The sequence below is a fragment of the Micromonospora sp. NPDC049282 genome (assembly GCF_043197045.1).
Lineage (GTDB): Bacteria > Actinomycetota > Actinomycetes > Mycobacteriales > Micromonosporaceae > Micromonospora.
Map to the genome: position 1 here is coordinate 274,945 of NZ_JBICSL010000004.1, position 15,741 is coordinate 290,685.

The 15,741-nt window shown below is 68.1% G+C and carries 10 protein-coding genes; 6 read left to right on the forward strand and 4 right to left on the reverse strand.

Features of this window, described 5'->3' with window-relative positions:
• Positions 1 to 4: 4 nt before the first annotated feature.
• The 4 genes from ACGFI2_RS10525 to ACGFI2_RS10540 all read left to right on the forward strand — a co-directional run bounded on the left by ACGFI2_RS10525 (position 5) and on the right by ACGFI2_RS10540 (position 4,676).
• Positions 5 to 2,413: an ATP-binding protein gene (locus ACGFI2_RS10525; RefSeq protein ID WP_393513863.1), complete on the forward strand. Its 2,409-nt coding sequence runs from the start codon at positions 5 to 7 to the stop codon at positions 2,411 to 2,413.
• 177 nt (positions 2,414 to 2,590) lie between these two features.
• Positions 2,591 to 3,418: a hypothetical protein gene (locus ACGFI2_RS10530; protein WP_393513866.1), complete on the forward strand. Its 828-nt coding sequence runs from the start codon at positions 2,591 to 2,593 to the stop codon at positions 3,416 to 3,418.
• Between the two features lie 76 nt (positions 3,419 to 3,494).
• Positions 3,495 to 3,776 (forward strand): hypothetical protein, encoded by a 282-nt coding sequence (locus ACGFI2_RS10535; protein ID WP_393513869.1) that lies wholly within the window; start codon positions 3,495 to 3,497, stop codon positions 3,774 to 3,776.
• Between the two features lie 213 nt (positions 3,777 to 3,989).
• Positions 3,990 to 4,676 carry a hypothetical protein gene (locus ACGFI2_RS10540; protein ID WP_393513872.1) on the forward strand — a complete coding sequence of 229 codons (687 nt, stop codon included), beginning with the start codon at positions 3,990 to 3,992 and terminating at the stop codon, positions 4,674 to 4,676.
• Between the two features lie 16 nt (positions 4,677 to 4,692).
• On the opposite strand, the gene ACGFI2_RS10545 is transcribed toward ACGFI2_RS10540, so the two are convergent.
• Entirely contained in the window at positions 4,693 to 5,283 is a 591-nt protein-coding gene (locus ACGFI2_RS10545) for a hypothetical protein (RefSeq protein ID WP_393513875.1), read from the reverse strand.
• Positions 5,284 to 5,719: 436 nt separating this feature from the next.
• Between ACGFI2_RS10545 and ACGFI2_RS10550 the strand changes: the two genes are divergently transcribed.
• Entirely contained in the window at positions 5,720 to 6,601 is an 882-nt protein-coding gene (locus ACGFI2_RS10550) for a helix-turn-helix domain-containing protein (protein ID WP_393513877.1), read from the forward strand.
• Positions 6,594 to 6,782 (forward strand): DUF397 domain-containing protein, encoded by a 189-nt coding sequence (locus tag ACGFI2_RS10555; protein ID WP_393513880.1) that lies wholly within the window; start codon positions 6,594 to 6,596, stop codon positions 6,780 to 6,782. The genes ACGFI2_RS10550 and ACGFI2_RS10555 overlap by 8 nt, the downstream gene beginning before the upstream one ends.
• Before the next feature lie 113 nt (positions 6,783 to 6,895).
• Here the strand turns inward: ACGFI2_RS10555 and ACGFI2_RS10560 are convergent, their stop codons facing one another.
• Genes ACGFI2_RS10560 through ACGFI2_RS10570 form a run of 3 tightly spaced genes read right to left on the reverse strand, consistent with a single transcriptional unit; the run spans position 6,896 to position 15,679 of the window.
• Positions 6,896 to 11,803, reverse strand: a complete 4,908-nt coding sequence (locus ACGFI2_RS10560; RefSeq protein WP_393513883.1) for a class I SAM-dependent DNA methyltransferase — start codon at positions 11,801 to 11,803, stop codon at positions 6,896 to 6,898.
• On the reverse strand, positions 11,800 to 14,601 hold the full coding sequence (locus ACGFI2_RS10565; protein ID WP_393513886.1) for an SNF2-related protein: 2,802 nt from the start codon (positions 14,599 to 14,601) through the stop codon (positions 11,800 to 11,802). The genes ACGFI2_RS10560 and ACGFI2_RS10565 overlap by 4 nt, the downstream gene beginning before the upstream one ends.
• A gap of 13 nt (positions 14,602 to 14,614) precedes the next feature.
• Positions 14,615 to 15,679, reverse strand: coding sequence for a serine/threonine-protein kinase (locus ACGFI2_RS10570; protein WP_393513889.1), 1,065 nt, complete (start codon positions 15,677 to 15,679; stop codon positions 14,615 to 14,617).
• Between the last annotated feature and the right edge of the window lie 62 nt (positions 15,680 to 15,741).

The following is a 15,741-nucleotide window of genomic DNA, read 5'->3' on the forward strand; positions in this document are numbered from 1 at the left end:
CTCGATGGCCGGCAGGGATGAGGACGACCGGCGACCGGACCACGTCAACCGGTCCACATCGTCCGGTCCCGCCGATCTCGTGCAGGCCCGTGACGTCTACGGCGGGGTGCACTTCCACCCCGGCGGCACCTCTTCCGTGTACATCCCGCCGCGCGAGCTGCCCGGTGACGTCCGTGGCTTCGTCAACCGGGTCGAGGAACTCGGCTCGCTGAACCGGCTTCTCGCTGGCGAAGCTGTCGATGTCGGCCTCTCCGTCATCTGCGGCACCGCCGGCGTCGGCAAGACCGCGCTGGCGTTGCGGTGGGCGCACGCCGTACGCGAGCGGTTCCCTGACGGGCAGCTCTACGCGAATCTGCGTGGCTACGACCCGGGGCAGCCGAGCCGACCGGAGGAGGTGCTCGACCGTTTCCTCCGGGCGCTCGGCATCCCGCCGTCCGCCGTACCCGCCGACCTGGATGACCGGGCGGCGCTGTACCGTTCCCGGCTGGCCGACCGCCGAGTGCTGGTGCTGCTGGACAACGCCGCCACGGTCCGGCAGGTACGGCCGCTGCTGCCGGGTACGAGCAGTTGCCTGGTGATCGTCACGAGCCGTAGCAAGCTGTCCGGCCTCGTCAGTCGCGACGGCGGCCGGCGACTGACGCTGCCGATGTTGTCCGATGGCGATGCGGTCAAGCTGCTGCACGAGGTGACCGCCGGCTATCGCGCCGGCGACGACCCGGAAGAGCTGGCCGAACTCGCCCGTTTGTGCGCGCGCCTGCCGTTGGCGCTGCGCATTGCCGCCGAACGGGCCGCGAGTCGGCCGTTGATGCCGCTCGCCGAACTGATCCAGGACCTGCGGGACGAGTCGGCGCTGTGGGACGCCCTCACCACGGAGGAAGGCGAGGAGGCGGACGCCGTCCGTACCGTCTTCGCCTGGTCCTACCGCGCGCTCAGCCCGTCGGCGGCTCGTCTCTTCCGTCTGCTCGGGCTGCATCCCGGGCCGGATGTCAGCGCACCGGCCGCAGCCGCGCTGGCCGGTGTGCCGGTGACGCAGGTCCGGCAGCCTCTCGATGCGCTCGTGGGCGCTCACCTGCTGGAGCAGGGCGCACCCGGCCGCTACCAGCTTCACGACCTGCTGCGCGCGTACGCGATCGATCAGGCGAGATACCTGGAGAGCGAGGAGAGCCGGCAGGCGGCGTTGGCCCGAGTCCTCGCGTGGCATCTGCACACGGCGGACGCCGCGCTGGGCCGCAGCTTGCCGTTCTACCGCACCGAGCAGTTGGAGCCGCCGACCGACGTCACACCGCTCGCGTTCACCGACGCCGGGGAGGCGGACGCTTGGCTCGTCGCCGAGCAGAACAACCTCGTCGCCGTTACCCGCGCGGCGGCCGATGCGGGTCTGCCACGGATCGCGTGGCTCCTGGCGGTGCTGTTGCGCAGCGTCTTCATGCACCGCAACGCCTTCGACGGGTGGTTCACCACCGCGCGGATCGGCTTGGCCGCAGCCCGGACGTTGGGCGACCGACGCGCCGAGGCCGAGGCATTGGAAAGCCTCGGCAAGGCCTACTTCCAGGCCCGCCGGCTGGCCGAGGCCGAGGATTCCCACCGGGCGGCGCTGTCGATCCGGCGGGAGATCGGCGACGAACACGGCACGGCGGTGTCGGTCAACGCCCTGGGGCTGCTGGCGCTTCGCCACCGCCGGCTCGACGACGCGCTCACCCACTTCGGCGAGAGCCTCGACATCTTCAACCGCCGCGGCGACCGCCGCTGGCGGGCGCTGCTACTGAGCAACCTCGGGGAGACACGGTACGAGCTGGGCGACCTCGACGACGCGGTGTCGCTGCTGGAGCAGGCGCTCGCGGTCCAGCGGGACATCGACGATCGAGGCCAGGAGGGCAATTCGCTGTTCTTCCTCAGCATGGCGCTGCGGGAACTCGGCCGCACCGGCGAAGCACTCACTGCGATTGAGGCGGCGCTCGCCGTCGCCGAAAGCGGAAGCCCGCTGTGGCTGGCGCACTGGCTGGTCGAGTACTCCCGCGTGCAGCGTGCGCTCGGCAGCCCTGCGGCGGCCCTGGAGGCGGCACACCGGGCGGCCACGATCCAGCGTCGGCTGGGTGACCTGAGCCGTGAGGCGATGGCGCTCGACGAGGCCGGTGAGGCGTACCGGGCGCTGGGCCAACCCGAGGATGCGATCGCCTTCCACCGACGGGCCGCCGCGGTCCATCGGCAGCTCGGCGACGACTGGCCACTCGCGGTGACGCTGGATCACCTCGCGACGGCACTGGCCGGCATCGGTCATGCCGAGGAGGCACACCGTTGCTGGGACGAGGCGACCAGAATCCTCACTCGGTTTCCCGATCCACGGGCAGAACGATTGCGCGCAAGGGTGGCGTCAGCTGCGCAGGACAACCGACGACCGGACAGAGAAGGTTGACGACGGTTTACCGCGATCGCCCGCTGGAGCGGATCAGCCAGGTAGCCGTATCGATGGATCGGCCGTTCGATGTCCAGCCAGGACGATCGGTGACTTCCAAGTGTTGCGCGCCCGCCATAGTGTCGACTGCCTCACGTACAGTGATCCACCCCGACGTCATCGGAGGGCACCTTGGTCATGAGGCGCACCATCGCCGACTGGTATTCGAACGCGGAGGGCCGCGATTCGGCCGACTTCCGGCGCGACTGGGAGAACGACGACCGACCCGACCGCACCCCCGACACCTGGCTCGATCGGCTGAAGCCGTCGGAGCGGGCGGCTGCTGTCCCTCCTGCGCGCCCTTCCGCCCTCACCTCGCGGGGCAGCATGCGAGGCAAGGTGCCCACCCAACGCGGTCTGGCGGATGCCGCCCGCGAACTCCGGGGCCGGATGCCCGGCATCAAGGACAAGACGCTCGTCCGCCACCTCCGGCAGAGCGGCTGGCTCGACGTCTCCGAAGAGCAGGTCCGCAAGGCGCTGCGTGCGCATCCGGCCCGGCCGAGCGTGCAGTCACGCGGGACCACTACGGCGACCACCCCGCCGAGCGCGAACCCGAAGCCTGCGAAGACGAGGACGAGGGACGGCGGAACCATCACGGTGATCCACCCGCCTACCAACCCTCCACCGAAGACGAAGGCCCGAGGAACCATCAAGGTGGTCTCTGCCCCTGCCGCCACCCGAAAGCCGGCGAAGACCGGCACATCCAGCCGCGAGCGACACGCCTTGGCGGACGTGGTCCGCGCCGTTCAGGCAAGCCAACCCGGCATCGGCATCAAGCAACTGACTCAGGAGATCAGGGCACGCGGCTGGCCTACGGCCACCAGGAAGCAGGTGGAATCCGCTCGGCACTCCCTGCGGCCGAGCCCGCCCCCGCCAGTTCTTCGCACCGTACGGACTCCCCGTCCCGACGCCTGCTTCGCGTGCGGCGTCGTGCCTTCACCACTCGGGTCGTGCCGTTGTTCCTGAGAACGCCAACCATTCAGGTCAGTCACGGAACTGTCACGCCGAATCGATGCGGCGCCGACACCCGGGCTGGACGCCCATGAGCGCGTGGCTCCGCTGGAAACTCGCCGTGCCCCTGATCCTGTTGAGCTTGCTGATGCTCGTCCCGGCGTTGTTCGGGACCGTGATGTGGTGGCCGGAGTTCGGCACTGCCTACCGACTCCTTAGCGTCGCGATCTGTCTGGTCATCGCCGCGCAGCTCGGGATCGCGGTGTCGATCGGCGTACGACCGGCCCGGGACGTGCCGTGGCTGCGGATCGGGCTGGTGCTGGCCGCGATCCTGGTCTCCTGCGGGCTGGCTGCGCTGCGGCGATCGGTGTGACGGAAGCCGACTACATCGCCCACTGGTGTCAAGGTCCCATCGGTGGGACCGGATGAACACGACGTGGTCACCCGGTGACCTTTCGTACCGAATGGACGGACGCTTCTGATCTTTCGGCGACCAGGTGCGCCCGCATAGCCTGACCCACTGCGGCCGAGCGCGACGCGGCTCGGACCGCCCACCCCCACGCGCCTCGACCAAGGAGTTCCCGGCATGACCTCGGATGCCCTCGACGGACCGGTTCCGGACGCAGCCGTACCCGGGCAGCGGGTCCTCGACCTCCTGGACAAGGCGATCGCCGTCCAGAGCCCGCTGGTGCGCAAGAACATCGCCCGGGCCCGCCAGCGGAATCCGGAGGCGACACCCGAAGAGGTGATCCGCAACCTGGAGCGGATGTACGTCAGCGCGTTGACCGGAACGGGCGCGGCCGTTGGCGGGGCCGCGGCCGCACCAGGCGTCGGCACGGGCATCGCGCTGGCGCTGTCGGCCGGCGAGGTGCTCTCCTCGCTCGAACTGAGCGCGCTCTTCGCGATGTCGATCGCCGAGGTCCACGGGGTCGGCATCGACGAGATCGAGCGCCGCCGCACCATCGTCATGGGCATCATGCTCGGCGGGTCTGGCTCCGCCACCATCACGAAGGTCGCCGAGCGCACCGGGCAGCACTGGGGGCGTCAGGTGGTCGCCAAGGTGCCGCTGGAGACGTTGCGGCAGATCAACAAGATCCTGGGCAGGAACTTCATCACGAAGTACGGGACGAAGCAGGGCATCATCGTGCTCGGCCGGGTGGCGCCGTTCGGGATCGGCGCGCTGATCGGCGGTGGCGCCAACGCCGCCATGGCCACCCTGGCGGTGAAGGCCGGTCGCCGCGCGTTCGGCCCGCCCCCGCCGTCGTGGCCGTAGCGGGTACGCACCGCCGTCAGCCGCCCGCCGTCCCGTACGCGCCTCGCTCCACCACCGAGGGCTTGGCCGGAAACTGCGCCAGACCGGTCCAGTCCTCCAACGCGGCGACGAAGATCTTCTTGACCTGAGTCTTCGTCTCCTCCAGCGCGAGGTCGATGAAGCACTGGCATCTCGTCAGGTCGTCCCCGTTGACCAGGCACAAGAGCACCCCGGTCACCTGAAGCCCTCGGGCCGCCGCGACCATCTTGGCGTCGGGTGGCAGCGGAATGCGTGACGCGAGTTCGCGGGCGAGCGACTGCACGACCCGGTCGCCGCCCAGGAGTGAGGCGAGCCAGGCCCCGATCGCTCCGACCAGGTCGTGCAGCTTCTTCTTGCCCGCCAGGATCGCCCCGGCCATCCGCGCCAGCAGCGTGCACCGCCTCCGCCGTCGCCGGCGGAAGAGTCGCGTCCAGGTCTCCTCGGTCACGTACACCGTGGCGCGGTCCGACACGACCTCGACCCACCCGTCGGTGAGGACCGAGGCGCAGAACTCGGCGGCCTTCGGGACACGCTCCTGCTCCCGACGCGCCCGGGCGCCACCACCCACACCACCGGGTACGGCGCCCATGACGGCGACCCGCCGCCTCCGACGGGTCGCGCGAGCCCTCCCCCGCGCCTTCCGCTCCTTCGGATGCCGTGGCCCGGCCTCCGGCAACCCGATGTGCCGGTGGCAGCGCAGCCCAGGAATCCGCACGCGGTTCTTGCAGAGGGTGTTGTCCTGGCACCGCGCACGGCACTTCGGCATCCGACAATCATCACCGCACCCGGTCGCGATGACTGTCAGAAGATATACCGATCCGCATTCGCGGTTTTCGGAAGTCGATCATTTTCACGACCCCGGCATGGGAATTGCACGAGCGTGACTGGTGCCACGTGGCCTTGTAGGGTCGGACGTCGGTACTCGTTTTGTGGGCACGCTTCCCGAAGAATAGTCATAGCAAGGGATTAACGTTGCGATGGCGGCTTCCGGATGTAACAAAATGCAACGCGGAGAGGGGCGGCGGATGGCCGACGACATGGGATCGACGGTCCCGAGGCGACAGCTCGGGCGGGCGCTACGCGAGCTGCGCACCGAGGCGAGGATGACCCTCGACGGCGCGGCGGAGGCCGTGCAGTGCAGCCGGCAGAAGCTGTGGCGCATCGAGACCGGCATCGGCGCCGTCCGGGGCGTCGACGTCAAGGCCCTGTGCGAGCTGTACGGAGCGACGCCCGAGCTGACCGGCGCGCTCACCGCCCTGGCCACCGAGACCAAGGCCAAGGGCTGGTGGCACTCCTACGGCGACGCCATCCCCGACTGGTTCGAGCTGTACGTCGGCCTGGAGTCCGCCGCGTCACGCCTCCGGGAGTACGAGGACACCCTGATACCTGGGCTGCTTCAGACCAGAGGTTACGCCTGGGGCGTCTACCAGCACCGATCGAGAATGTCGGGCGAGGAGCGCGAGCGCCTGGTCGAGGTGCGGTTGCAGCGTCAAGCGCTCCTGGAACGCCGTCTTCCACCCGCACCGAAGTTCGAGGCCGTCCTTTCCGAGGCGGTTCTCCTCCGGATCGTCGGCAGCTCGTCCACCATGACCGAGCAGCTACGCCACCTGCTCCACGTGGGCAGGCTTCCCAACGTGTCGATCCGGGTGCTCCCACTAACCGCTGGCCTGCACTTCGGCGCAGTGGCCGGCCCCTTCGTCATGCTGGACTTCCCGCTCCGCAACCGGGTCGAGCCCGATCCTCCGGTCATCTACAGCGAGTCCCTGACCGGGGCGCTCTACCTCGATCGCAAGGACGAGGTCGCTGTCTACGAAGAGGTATGGGCAAGTCTCACGTCCTTGGCCCATGATGAGCAGCAGTCAAGGCAACTGATCAACAAGATCATCGGAGAAGTTCATCATGGCTGATCTGACCGGCGCACGGTGGCGCAAGAGCACCCGCAGCGGCGACAACGGCGGCAACTGCATCGAGGTCGCCGACAATCTGCCCGGCGTCGTCTTCGTACGTGACAGCAAGGACCCGGCGGGGCCCGCCCTCACCTTCTCGCCCGCCGCCTGGGCAAGGTTCCTCCGCATAACCAAGACCTGAGTCCATCCGACGTCATACCGAGCGCGTTCTACCGATCACAGAGAAGCGCTCCCTGCCGCCGCCTACTTTTGATTAATTACCGTTGGCCTGGATCGATTAGAGCGCTAGGACGACTACAACCCTCCGTCAAGCGCACTTTGAAATCGCTTACTGAAGACGGCGTGAGCCTGCCGATACTCCTTTTCTCGATCTGCCTTGTAAAACGGTGCTACATACCCCACAGGCACCGGATTCCGGGCCGGATTGTCAAGGTAAGCCATCAACTGCTCGTAGTGCACCTTCGCCTGACCATTGCCGAACGCATAGGGGTCAGCGGCGATCTTACGGCCTTCAGCGTCGAACCACATATTTTCTTCCCGAGCAGTTAGGATCGGATACCGCGATTGCAAGATGGCAATTAGTTCATCGACCCCAATGCCTAGCCACACCGCAACCAATGCATCCATCTCCACGAGGCAGGCCCGCCGCTCCCTCTCCCCACGCAGCGGAGTGCTCCTGCTCCAGTAGGAAGTGCCGTTTGAAAGCGGAACTAGGGACGGCCATTTTGCAGCCCAATCTTCAGTCGCCCAAGCATCATTAAAGACCTCCGCCCAGAGGTCCGCATAGGCATCTGTCAGGCAATTAAGCCTAAGGGTGCGAAGTAGCAATGCCGACGCCAACGGATGTTCCGGGTCAGCCGCAGGCATGGCGTTGACTTCGGAGACTCGCAGGTGCGACCTACCAGTAATTCGCAGAAGGTAATCCAACGGAAGAGAATTCCACAGGCCGCAAGTAAGCGATGTAGATCGATTATCCGGCAGCGCAAGCGTGCCAACAGCATCGACATGCGAGGGACCTGGCGGCATTATTGCTGCAAATAGAGATCGCTCGGTGCTCTTAGGATCAATCATTACTCGCCAGGCGACTCGGTAATATTCCGTATACCGACGACCACCCTCCCAAACAGTCTGCCCTTTCTTGCTTAATGCCTCACGGCCGTGCAACACATACGTAGTTCGTGGGACGATATGCGCAGGAAGTGAGACTAGGTCCCTAGCGATCCAGTCTTTTCCGTTACGGAAGGGGTCGTTCGGCTGCTTTGCGAATGGGGTCGCGATTCCAAAGTGAGTCCCTTGAATGACAGCCTCGGACAGCGATCCAACCTGACCCACTCGATAGCTGATAAGACCGTTTTGTTTCGCGGTAGTCTCGTTGTACCCGCCACTAATTTGAGGACGGGACGCGCCCAGTCTCGGGCCAAAGGAAGCGAGAGCAGCGATGGCGCGCTCCTCGTGCACAGTGATAGGGTAAAGAAGAGGCGCACTTTCCCATTGGCCGTCACCTTCACCGCGAATCCGCTGCCACTCCCTCAGCGTAACTTCGTCGACGACCACGACTCGATCGCGATGTGGCCGCTTATCCCAGCCGCCCTGAAATTTCTGGCCCGGGGGCGCGCCTTCCCCATTATGCTCAATCGAGCCCGTCAAGGAACTCGCAGAGAACAACTGGCTGAGGTGAAGAAACCGAATATTTCGAGGTGCCCCGTATATGTGAACGCCAAACTCCAGCGTCCGACCAGCATCATCGAAGGCCCAGTTCGCAGCGTTGACGAAGCCTCCGTGAACGAGGAGACGCCTATATGCTACCGCCCGCAGCACGCCCTCCTTAACACCGCTTAGATGAGTATCAGGGTGCACTAATCCAGCAGTGGAGCACACACCAAGATGCGCCCATACCTGACACATGAACGCACGGTACAAGTCGGGACGCGTGCCCTCCAGCAGTCGGAATGTGGCCGGGCTACTCAGAAACGCCACTACACCTGAATTGACGGTCATTTCACGCAGGAAGATTGCGCGGGCTTCGCGCTGCTCAAGAAGGCGGGACTTCCGCTGCTGCCATAGCTCTGCCGGCGCTCTCGGAACCAGTCGGAACCAGGGTTCCCGCTCCGCGAGCACGACATCTTCTTTCCAGTCAGGACGTACCCATGGTGGGTTGCCGACCTGGAGGTCAAAGCCACCCTTCGCGAAGGCCTGGGCGAAAGTGAGCTCCCAGTGAAATACTCCCTGCTGTTCGGCGATCTGGTCGGCGCCGAGGAGCCAAGGAAAGCGATCGGAGAGAGCCCAGGGCGAGTCAACGCCAATCACCCCATCGAGCTTCCGCTCGAACTCGCTCATCTCGTCTAGGCTCGTGAGCTTCCGCCCGTAGAACCGCTCGGTAGCCTCATCCACGTCGCTGCGGCCGATCAGCGCCTCCGCGAACGTCAGCCAATCGTCCAAGTCCGTCAACGGCACCAGTCGGCGCAACTGCTCCGCCACGCTCATCCGCCGGGTCCCGATCGCCTTGGTTGGCAGCTTCATCTGCTGCGGCTCCACGTTCCCAAAGATGTCCGCAGCCTCGTAGACCACCGGCTCCTCGTACGCCGGGACGTCCTTGACGTGCGAGACCTGGACGGGCGCGGCCGGATAGACCGGGTCGGAGCCGTCCAACAGCCCAACCTTGTCCAGCGGCCAGAACCACAGCGCGCACCACACGTCCATAAGCGTCTTGAGCCGCCAGTACGGCGTGCCGGGCGCGGTCAGGTCGGCGAGGATCTTGTCCCGGGCCACCGCCTCGGTCACCGGCGGCAGGTCGTCCGCACCCCAGACGGTGATGTCGCGGCGGATCTCCCGCTCCGAGATGGCAAGACGCTGTTGCACCAGCCCCCACAGGAACTCGACCCGCCCGGCCAGCGCCTGCAACCGCTTGACCTGGGAGTTCTTGCCCTTGGCGGACGGCACGCGCTTCATCGCCGTACGCCACGCTTTGAGCTTCGCGGTCTCGGCGGGTGCCAGCTCGCGGGCTTCCTTCTCTCCCGCGACCGCGCCCCACCCGTCGGCGGGGAGCAGGAAGTGGTGGATGGTGCCCTCGTCGATCGGCCCGTCGCGGAACGGCATCTCGGCCGGGGCAGTGGTGAGCCACGACTTGTCGGCGAGTTGCTTCGGCTCGTAGGTCTTGCGTCCGCAGCCGATGAGGGAGTTGCCGCGCTGAAGGTGCAGGCCGAACCAGGGGGCCTGGAGGCCGGCGTGCATGACGTTGAGCCAGAGCGACACCTCGGCCAGCTCGACGGCGGTCCGGTTGAGGTCGACGCCATAGCAGTTGTGCAGCGCGATGTACGCCTTCACCCGCTGGAGTTCTACCTGGTACTGCTCCGGGTCCAGGTCGACGGTCAGCTCCCGGGCGCGGCGGCGCAGGTACTCGGCGGCGACCTGGTTGATCGCCTCGTTGAGGAACGCGCCGGAGCCGAGCGCCGGCTCGCAGATCGTCCAGTCCAGCAGCTCACGCGCCGGGGTGGTGGTGCCGTCCTGGTCGAGTCGGTACTTCAGGGCGAGCTGGACGGTGACCTCGGTCAGCGACTGCGGGGTGTAGTAGGAGGCGCTGGTCTGTCGGTCCCGGCCGGCGAGGCGGTAGACGAACGAGCCCGGGGCGTGGCTGACCCGGCTGCGCACCCCGGTGTACGGGTCCTCCTTGTAGACGAAGACGCTGTCCTCGTACTCGTCGGCCTTGGAGGCCGGGATCATCCACGAGCCGTCCTTCGGGTCGCCGTTCTTGGCGACCTCGTAGAGCTGCTCGGTGGCGACGAAGCCGGTGTAGGACATCAGGCCCTCGTAGACCGCACCGAGCTGGTTGATGCCGAGCTGGGCGTACGAGATGAAGCCACCGCGGCGCCGCTTCGCGCCCTTGGTCAGCATCAGCCGGCGCAGCACCTGGTAGAGGACCTTGTTGCGCAGCCGGGTGTCGATGGTCGGCGCGTCCGGGTCGTCCTCGTCGCCGTCCGGCGCGAAGACCCGGCCGATGAGCTTGGTCTTCTCCGGCAGGAACAGGTCCGACTTCATCGGCTCGAAGCGGAGGCCCTCACCCTCGCTGGCCTTGTCGTCGACGTCCGCGCCGCCGCGCGGGCGGTGGCCGTCGTTGACCATGCGGAACAGCAGGTCCAGCGACTCGTACAGGTGGAAGCCGTCCTCGGCGGAGGGAGCGAGCCGACGGGAGACGAGGTCCCCGACGCGGGCGAGGCTGTAGCCCTCGACGTACTCGCGGTCGTTGACCGGCAGGACGCCCAACTCGGGGCGGGCCTCGGCGTAGAGCAGGAACAGGATCCGGTAGAGGTAACGCAGCGCCTCCCGGCCCAGCTCCTTGGCCAGCTCGTCCAGGACCATCACGTTCTGCGGCTGGTAGCCGGCCTGCCGGATGCGGTCGAGGACCTCGTTGGCGATGAGTTCGACGGAGACCTTCAGGCCCTCGCGCAGCTCGCTGGAGACGCCGACGGCGTGCTGCCGGGAGCCGGCGACCAGGTCGGCGAGCGGTTCGGTGCCGCCCTCGGCGGGTGGACGCAGCGAGTCGGCGCCGAAGAGGGCGGCGACGACGTCGTACTCCTTGTCGTCGTTGCGGGCGTAGGCGGTGTCCAGGCTGACGGCCAGGTAGCGGCCCTCGCCCCAGGCGACGCGGTCGGCGAGCGTGACCACGCCGCCGCTGAGGATGAGCACGTACCGGAGCTTCGGGTTGTCGGCGGCGAACAGCCAGGAGGCGAGCTTCGCGCCGGTGTCGATGGTCTCGGTGCTGCTGAGGGTGACCGGGGTGAGCAGCCGGCCGGCGTCGTCCGGGTCCTGGGCGGCCTCGGCGTCGACGGCCCAGCCGCAGTCGAGCGCGACGATACCGTGCGTGGAGGTCAGCTCGGCGTGCGCGACGGCGATTTGGTGTTCCTGGCCCGCGCGCTCGACGGTGATGGTCTGCGGGTTCGGCTCGAAGCCGAGCGCCTTCAACAGCTCCTGGTGCAGCTTGCGCAGCCGCTCCGGGTCGAAGAACTCGCCGTCGGCCAGCTCGGACTTGGCGTCGAAGTAGGGCCGGCGCAGGCCACGCAGGCCGGTGCGGGGCGTGCGGTCGCCGGCCTTCTCCCGCTCGGTCCACTGCTTGAGCAGGCCGCCCTTGAGCGTGGTGGGCAGGATCTCGGCCAGGTAGTGGGCGGAGAGGTATTCACCGCGGTTGGTCAACGCGTCGAAGCTCATGCGGCACTCTCCGGGGACGGGACGAGGACGGCGAGGACCCGCAGCAGCGGGTCGCCCGCGGTTTCCAGGCGGTCGAGCAGGTCGTGCTGCTCGGCGACGGTGTGCCGGGCGTGCTCGCGGCGCTTGGCGCGGTGCGCCGCGGGCAGCTCGTCGAAGAGGCTGGCCTGTTCAAACGTTGCCAACTGCCGGCGGTACTGCTCCAGCGGCTCGGCGTTCGCGGCGGCCCACTCGTCGCGCTTGCCCTCCAGATGGGCGCGGGCGACGCGGACAGCCTGCGGCAGGAGCTGCCGGTAGGGGTCGAGCGCGACGGCCTCCGCGCGGTTGACCATGTCCGGGCCGACGTTTGCCTCGCGCAGCACCTCGTCCATCGGCCGGATCTCCGGCGCGGTGGGCAGGCCGGAGACGGCCATCCACTGCACCACTGTCGGCTGGCCGAGGCGGTTGGCGTAGACGCCCTGGATCAGGTAGGTCGGCGCGGCCACGTCGGCCGTGAGCACCGGGGCCTGCTGGCGGCCGAGCCGGATGAGCACCTTGTCGACCAGCCAGTCGACCATCGGGTGCACGTCGCTGAGGAAGGCGACGTCCGGCCACATCGGGGTTTTGCTCTGCCGGGCCTGATCGAGCTTGCGCTGCGCGAGCGGACGGTCGAAGGTGACTTTGAGCCGCAGGTCCTCGCCCTCGCGGTGGGCGCGCAGGTAGGAGCGGGGCAGGTCGGTGAGCCGGTGCACCAGGTCGTCGGGGGCGAGGAAGGTCAGCAGCTCGTCCTCCCGGCGCAGGTCGATGTGGTCCTCGGGCCGGTCCTGGTAGATCTCCTGGAGCGCCGCGTCGACGAAGTCCTCGGTGGAGTCGAAGAGCTTCGGCACCCGGGCCACCGGGATGTCCGCCGCGACCGGTGCGGTGCCGACGTCGCCGAACAGGTCGGCCATCACGTCGATCTCTGCGTGGGCGGCCTCGTAGGACTCGTCGACGCTCCGGCCGGCCAGCAGGTCGCGGACCAGCCGGTCCTCCTCGGCCTTGGCGTCGTAGAGACCGGTGGCCGCCTCGACGCTGCCGAGGCTGCGGTGGGCGACCGCCTCCCGGTCGAGCAGCTTCTCCGAGACCGTACGGTCGTCCTTCGCGTCCTCCCGGTCGGAGGTGAGGATGAGCGCGCGGAACTGCGGCTGGTGTTTCTGCCCGTAGCGGTCGATGCGGCCGTTGCGCTGCTCGATCCGGATCAGGCTCCACGGGATGTCGTAGTGGATCAGGTGGTGGCACTGCTGGTGCAGGTTGACGCCCTCGGAGGCGACGTCGCCGGTGAACAGCAGCCGCACGTCGCTGCCGGCCAGCTCGAACTCCTGGAGGATCCGCTGTTCGTCCTGGTCGGCGACGCCGCCGTGCAGCACCCGCACCGCGTTCGGCTTGAGCCCGAGCATCGCCGGGACGGTCTCGGCCAACCACTTGATGGTGGGTACCCGCTCGGAGAAGACCACCGCCCGGATGTCGCTGCCCCGGCCGACGCCGATCTTCTTCAACTCCTCGACGAGCTTGCGGAGCTTGCTGGCGTCCTGGTCGGTCATCGCCGAGGTCAGCTCCGCGAGCCGGTCCAGCGCCGCCCGTTCGGCGCCGGTGGCCTTCTTCCGCCGGTTGGTCACCGTCTCGTGCAGCGCCCGGTGCGAGGAGAGGAACGACTTCACCAACGTGTACGGGAAGAGCCGGTGCTGCCCGGTGACCGCCTCGTCGCTCCACTTGCCGGCGAGCCACACGTCGGTCAGCTCGTCGAAGATCTGCTCCTCGATCGGGCCGGCCGCGCAGTGCACCGCCTGCGAGGGACCACGGTCGGCCCAGCGGTCGCCGATCTGGTCCCGCACCTCCGGGCTGATCTTGGTGCGGCGCAGGTAGAGGTGGGCGATGTCCTTCGCCTCGTACCGCTTCTCGTCGGCGATGGCCGCCGGGTCGAGCAGCGAGATGAGCTGGGCGAAGGACTCCTTGTCGCCGTTGTGCGGGGTGGCGCTGGCCAGCAGCAGCGCGTCGGTCTTGGCGGCGAGCCGGCGGGCCAGCTCGTTGCGCTGGGTGCCCTTGTTGATGAGGTTGTGCGACTCGTCGATGACCACGACGTCCCAGGTGGTGGCGTCGAGGTGGTGGCCGAACTGGCCGGCGTCCTTGAGCGTGTCGACGGAGATGATGGCCCGCTTGAAATAGGTGAACGGGTTCCGGCCGGCCGGGATCTCCTGCTGGATGCGCTGGATGCCGGTCGAGTCGAGCCGCACCAGCGGAATGGCGAAACGGGTCCACAGTTCTCGCTGGAACTGTTCGAGCACCTGCTGCGGCGACACCACCAGGATCCGGTCGCCCCGGCCCCGGCGGATCAGCTCGGCCAGGATCAGCCCGATCTCCAGGGTCTTGCCGAGCCCGACCACGTCGGCGAGCAGGATGCGCGGCCGCAGGCCGGCCAGGGCCAGCTCGACCGGGCGCTGCTGATAGGTCAGCGGGTCTAGGAGAAACCGGTCGGTCAGCGCGAGGCCGCGCTCGGTACGCGGCAGCGGCGTCCGCCGGAGCACGGCCTCCAGGAACAGCCGGCTCTGCCGGAACCGGGAGGACGTGTCCGCGATGAGTTCCGTCTCCTCGGGGACCAGCGGCGTGATGTCCTCAAGGCCGGTGAAGAACGTGGCCTCGACGTCCTGCACGAACTCGGAGACGCCGACGGCCTTGATCATGGTGCCGTCGGCGGTGCCGGTCCTGACGCCGCGCACCAGCCACTCCTCGTCCCGGACGACGATGCGGGAGCCCGGGGCGAAGGTGGCGTCCTGGGAGGTGGTCATCGGTGGAGCCTTCCTACAGCGTCGAGCGTCGGGCGTACTGGCGGCGGATCTTGTCGACCAGCCAGGTCACGTCGGGGCCTCGGCCGGCGGCGCGCTCCGGGTCGGGCAGGGTGGGGGCCGGATCGGGCACTTCGCGCGTGTCGTGCTCGTCGACCGCGGTGTCCTCCGGCTCCCGCCGCGGGTCCTGGAGATCCGGTGGGACGAGCAGTTCGGTGTCGCCGTCGTAGGTGAGCCCGGCGACCTCCTGCCGCAGGCTCGGCACGCTCTTGCCGCTGCTCGCCGTGGCGACCGCCAGCAGCCGGGCACCGACGTCGCCGAGACCGGGCCGGGCACCGGGATCGTGGGCGAGCATCGCGCCGAGCAGCGGTGCCAACTCGGCCGGCACGCCCGACAGGTCGGGCAGGTCGCTCGGCTCGGTGATGCGCAGCAGCAGGTTCCACGAGTTGGTCGGCGGATAGAGGCCGTGCCCGGTCAGGGCGAAGACCAGCGTTGCGGCCAGCCCGTAGATATCCACCGCGGCGGTCAGCTCCCGCTCACCCCGCACCTGCTCCGGTGACATGTAGGCGGGCGTCCCGACCAGGGCTCCCGGCTCGGTCAGGAAGTCGCTGCGGTCGATCAGGATCGCCAGCCCGAAGTCGATGAGCTTCGGCCCGTCCGGACCGAGAATGATGTTCTGCGGCTTGAGGTCACGGTGCAGCAGACCGGCCTGGTGCACCTTGCCCAGACCGTCGGCGAGCATCGCGCCGGCCATGGCGGCCAGCGGCAACGGCAGTGGGCCGCGGGCGTCGACGTGCTGCCGCAACGTCGCGCCGGGCACGTACTCCACGGCCAGCCAAGCCGGGTCACCGTAAGGGTCGGCGTCCTCCAGGCGGGCGATCCGCGAGCCGAACACCACCTTGAGGCTGTCGACCTCGGCGGCGAACCGGTCCCGGACCGTCGGCTCCTCGATCAGGTGTTTCCGGATCACCTTGAGCGCTACCCGGTCGGCGGTCGGCGACACGGCGAAGAACACCTCGCCCATCCCGCCCGACCCCAGCGGCTTGACCAACTCGAAGCCACCGATGGTGCCCAGCGTCATCCCGCCCCCTTGATCCGAACTGTCGGCGCCACGTCCGGCGGACGCAAAACCGTACATCGTTG

Coding starts and splice junctions, on each gene's coding strand:
- ACGFI2_RS10560 (WP_393513883.1), bottom strand. CDS start 11,803: ATGAGCTTCGACGCGTTGACCAACCGCGGTGAATACCTCTCCGCCCAC.
- ACGFI2_RS10540 (WP_393513872.1), top strand. CDS start 3,990: ATGACCTCGGATGCCCTCGACGGACCGGTTCCGGACGCAGCCGTACCC.
- ACGFI2_RS10550 (WP_393513877.1), top strand. CDS start 5,720: ATGGCCGACGACATGGGATCGACGGTCCCGAGGCGACAGCTCGGGCGG.
- ACGFI2_RS10565 (WP_393513886.1), bottom strand. CDS start 14,601: ATGACCACCTCCCAGGACGCCACCTTCGCCCCGGGCTCCCGCATCGTC.
- ACGFI2_RS10570 (WP_393513889.1), bottom strand. CDS start 15,679: ATGACGCTGGGCACCATCGGTGGCTTCGAGTTGGTCAAGCCGCTGGGG.
- ACGFI2_RS10555 (WP_393513880.1), top strand. CDS start 6,594: ATGGCTGATCTGACCGGCGCACGGTGGCGCAAGAGCACCCGCAGCGGC.
- ACGFI2_RS10525 (WP_393513863.1), top strand. CDS start 5: ATGGCCGGCAGGGATGAGGACGACCGGCGACCGGACCACGTCAACCGG.
- ACGFI2_RS10530 (WP_393513866.1), top strand. CDS start 2,591: ATGAGGCGCACCATCGCCGACTGGTATTCGAACGCGGAGGGCCGCGAT.
- ACGFI2_RS10545 (WP_393513875.1), bottom strand. CDS start 5,283: ATGGGCGCCGTACCCGGTGGTGTGGGTGGTGGCGCCCGGGCGCGTCGG.
- ACGFI2_RS10535 (WP_393513869.1), top strand. CDS start 3,495: ATGAGCGCGTGGCTCCGCTGGAAACTCGCCGTGCCCCTGATCCTGTTG.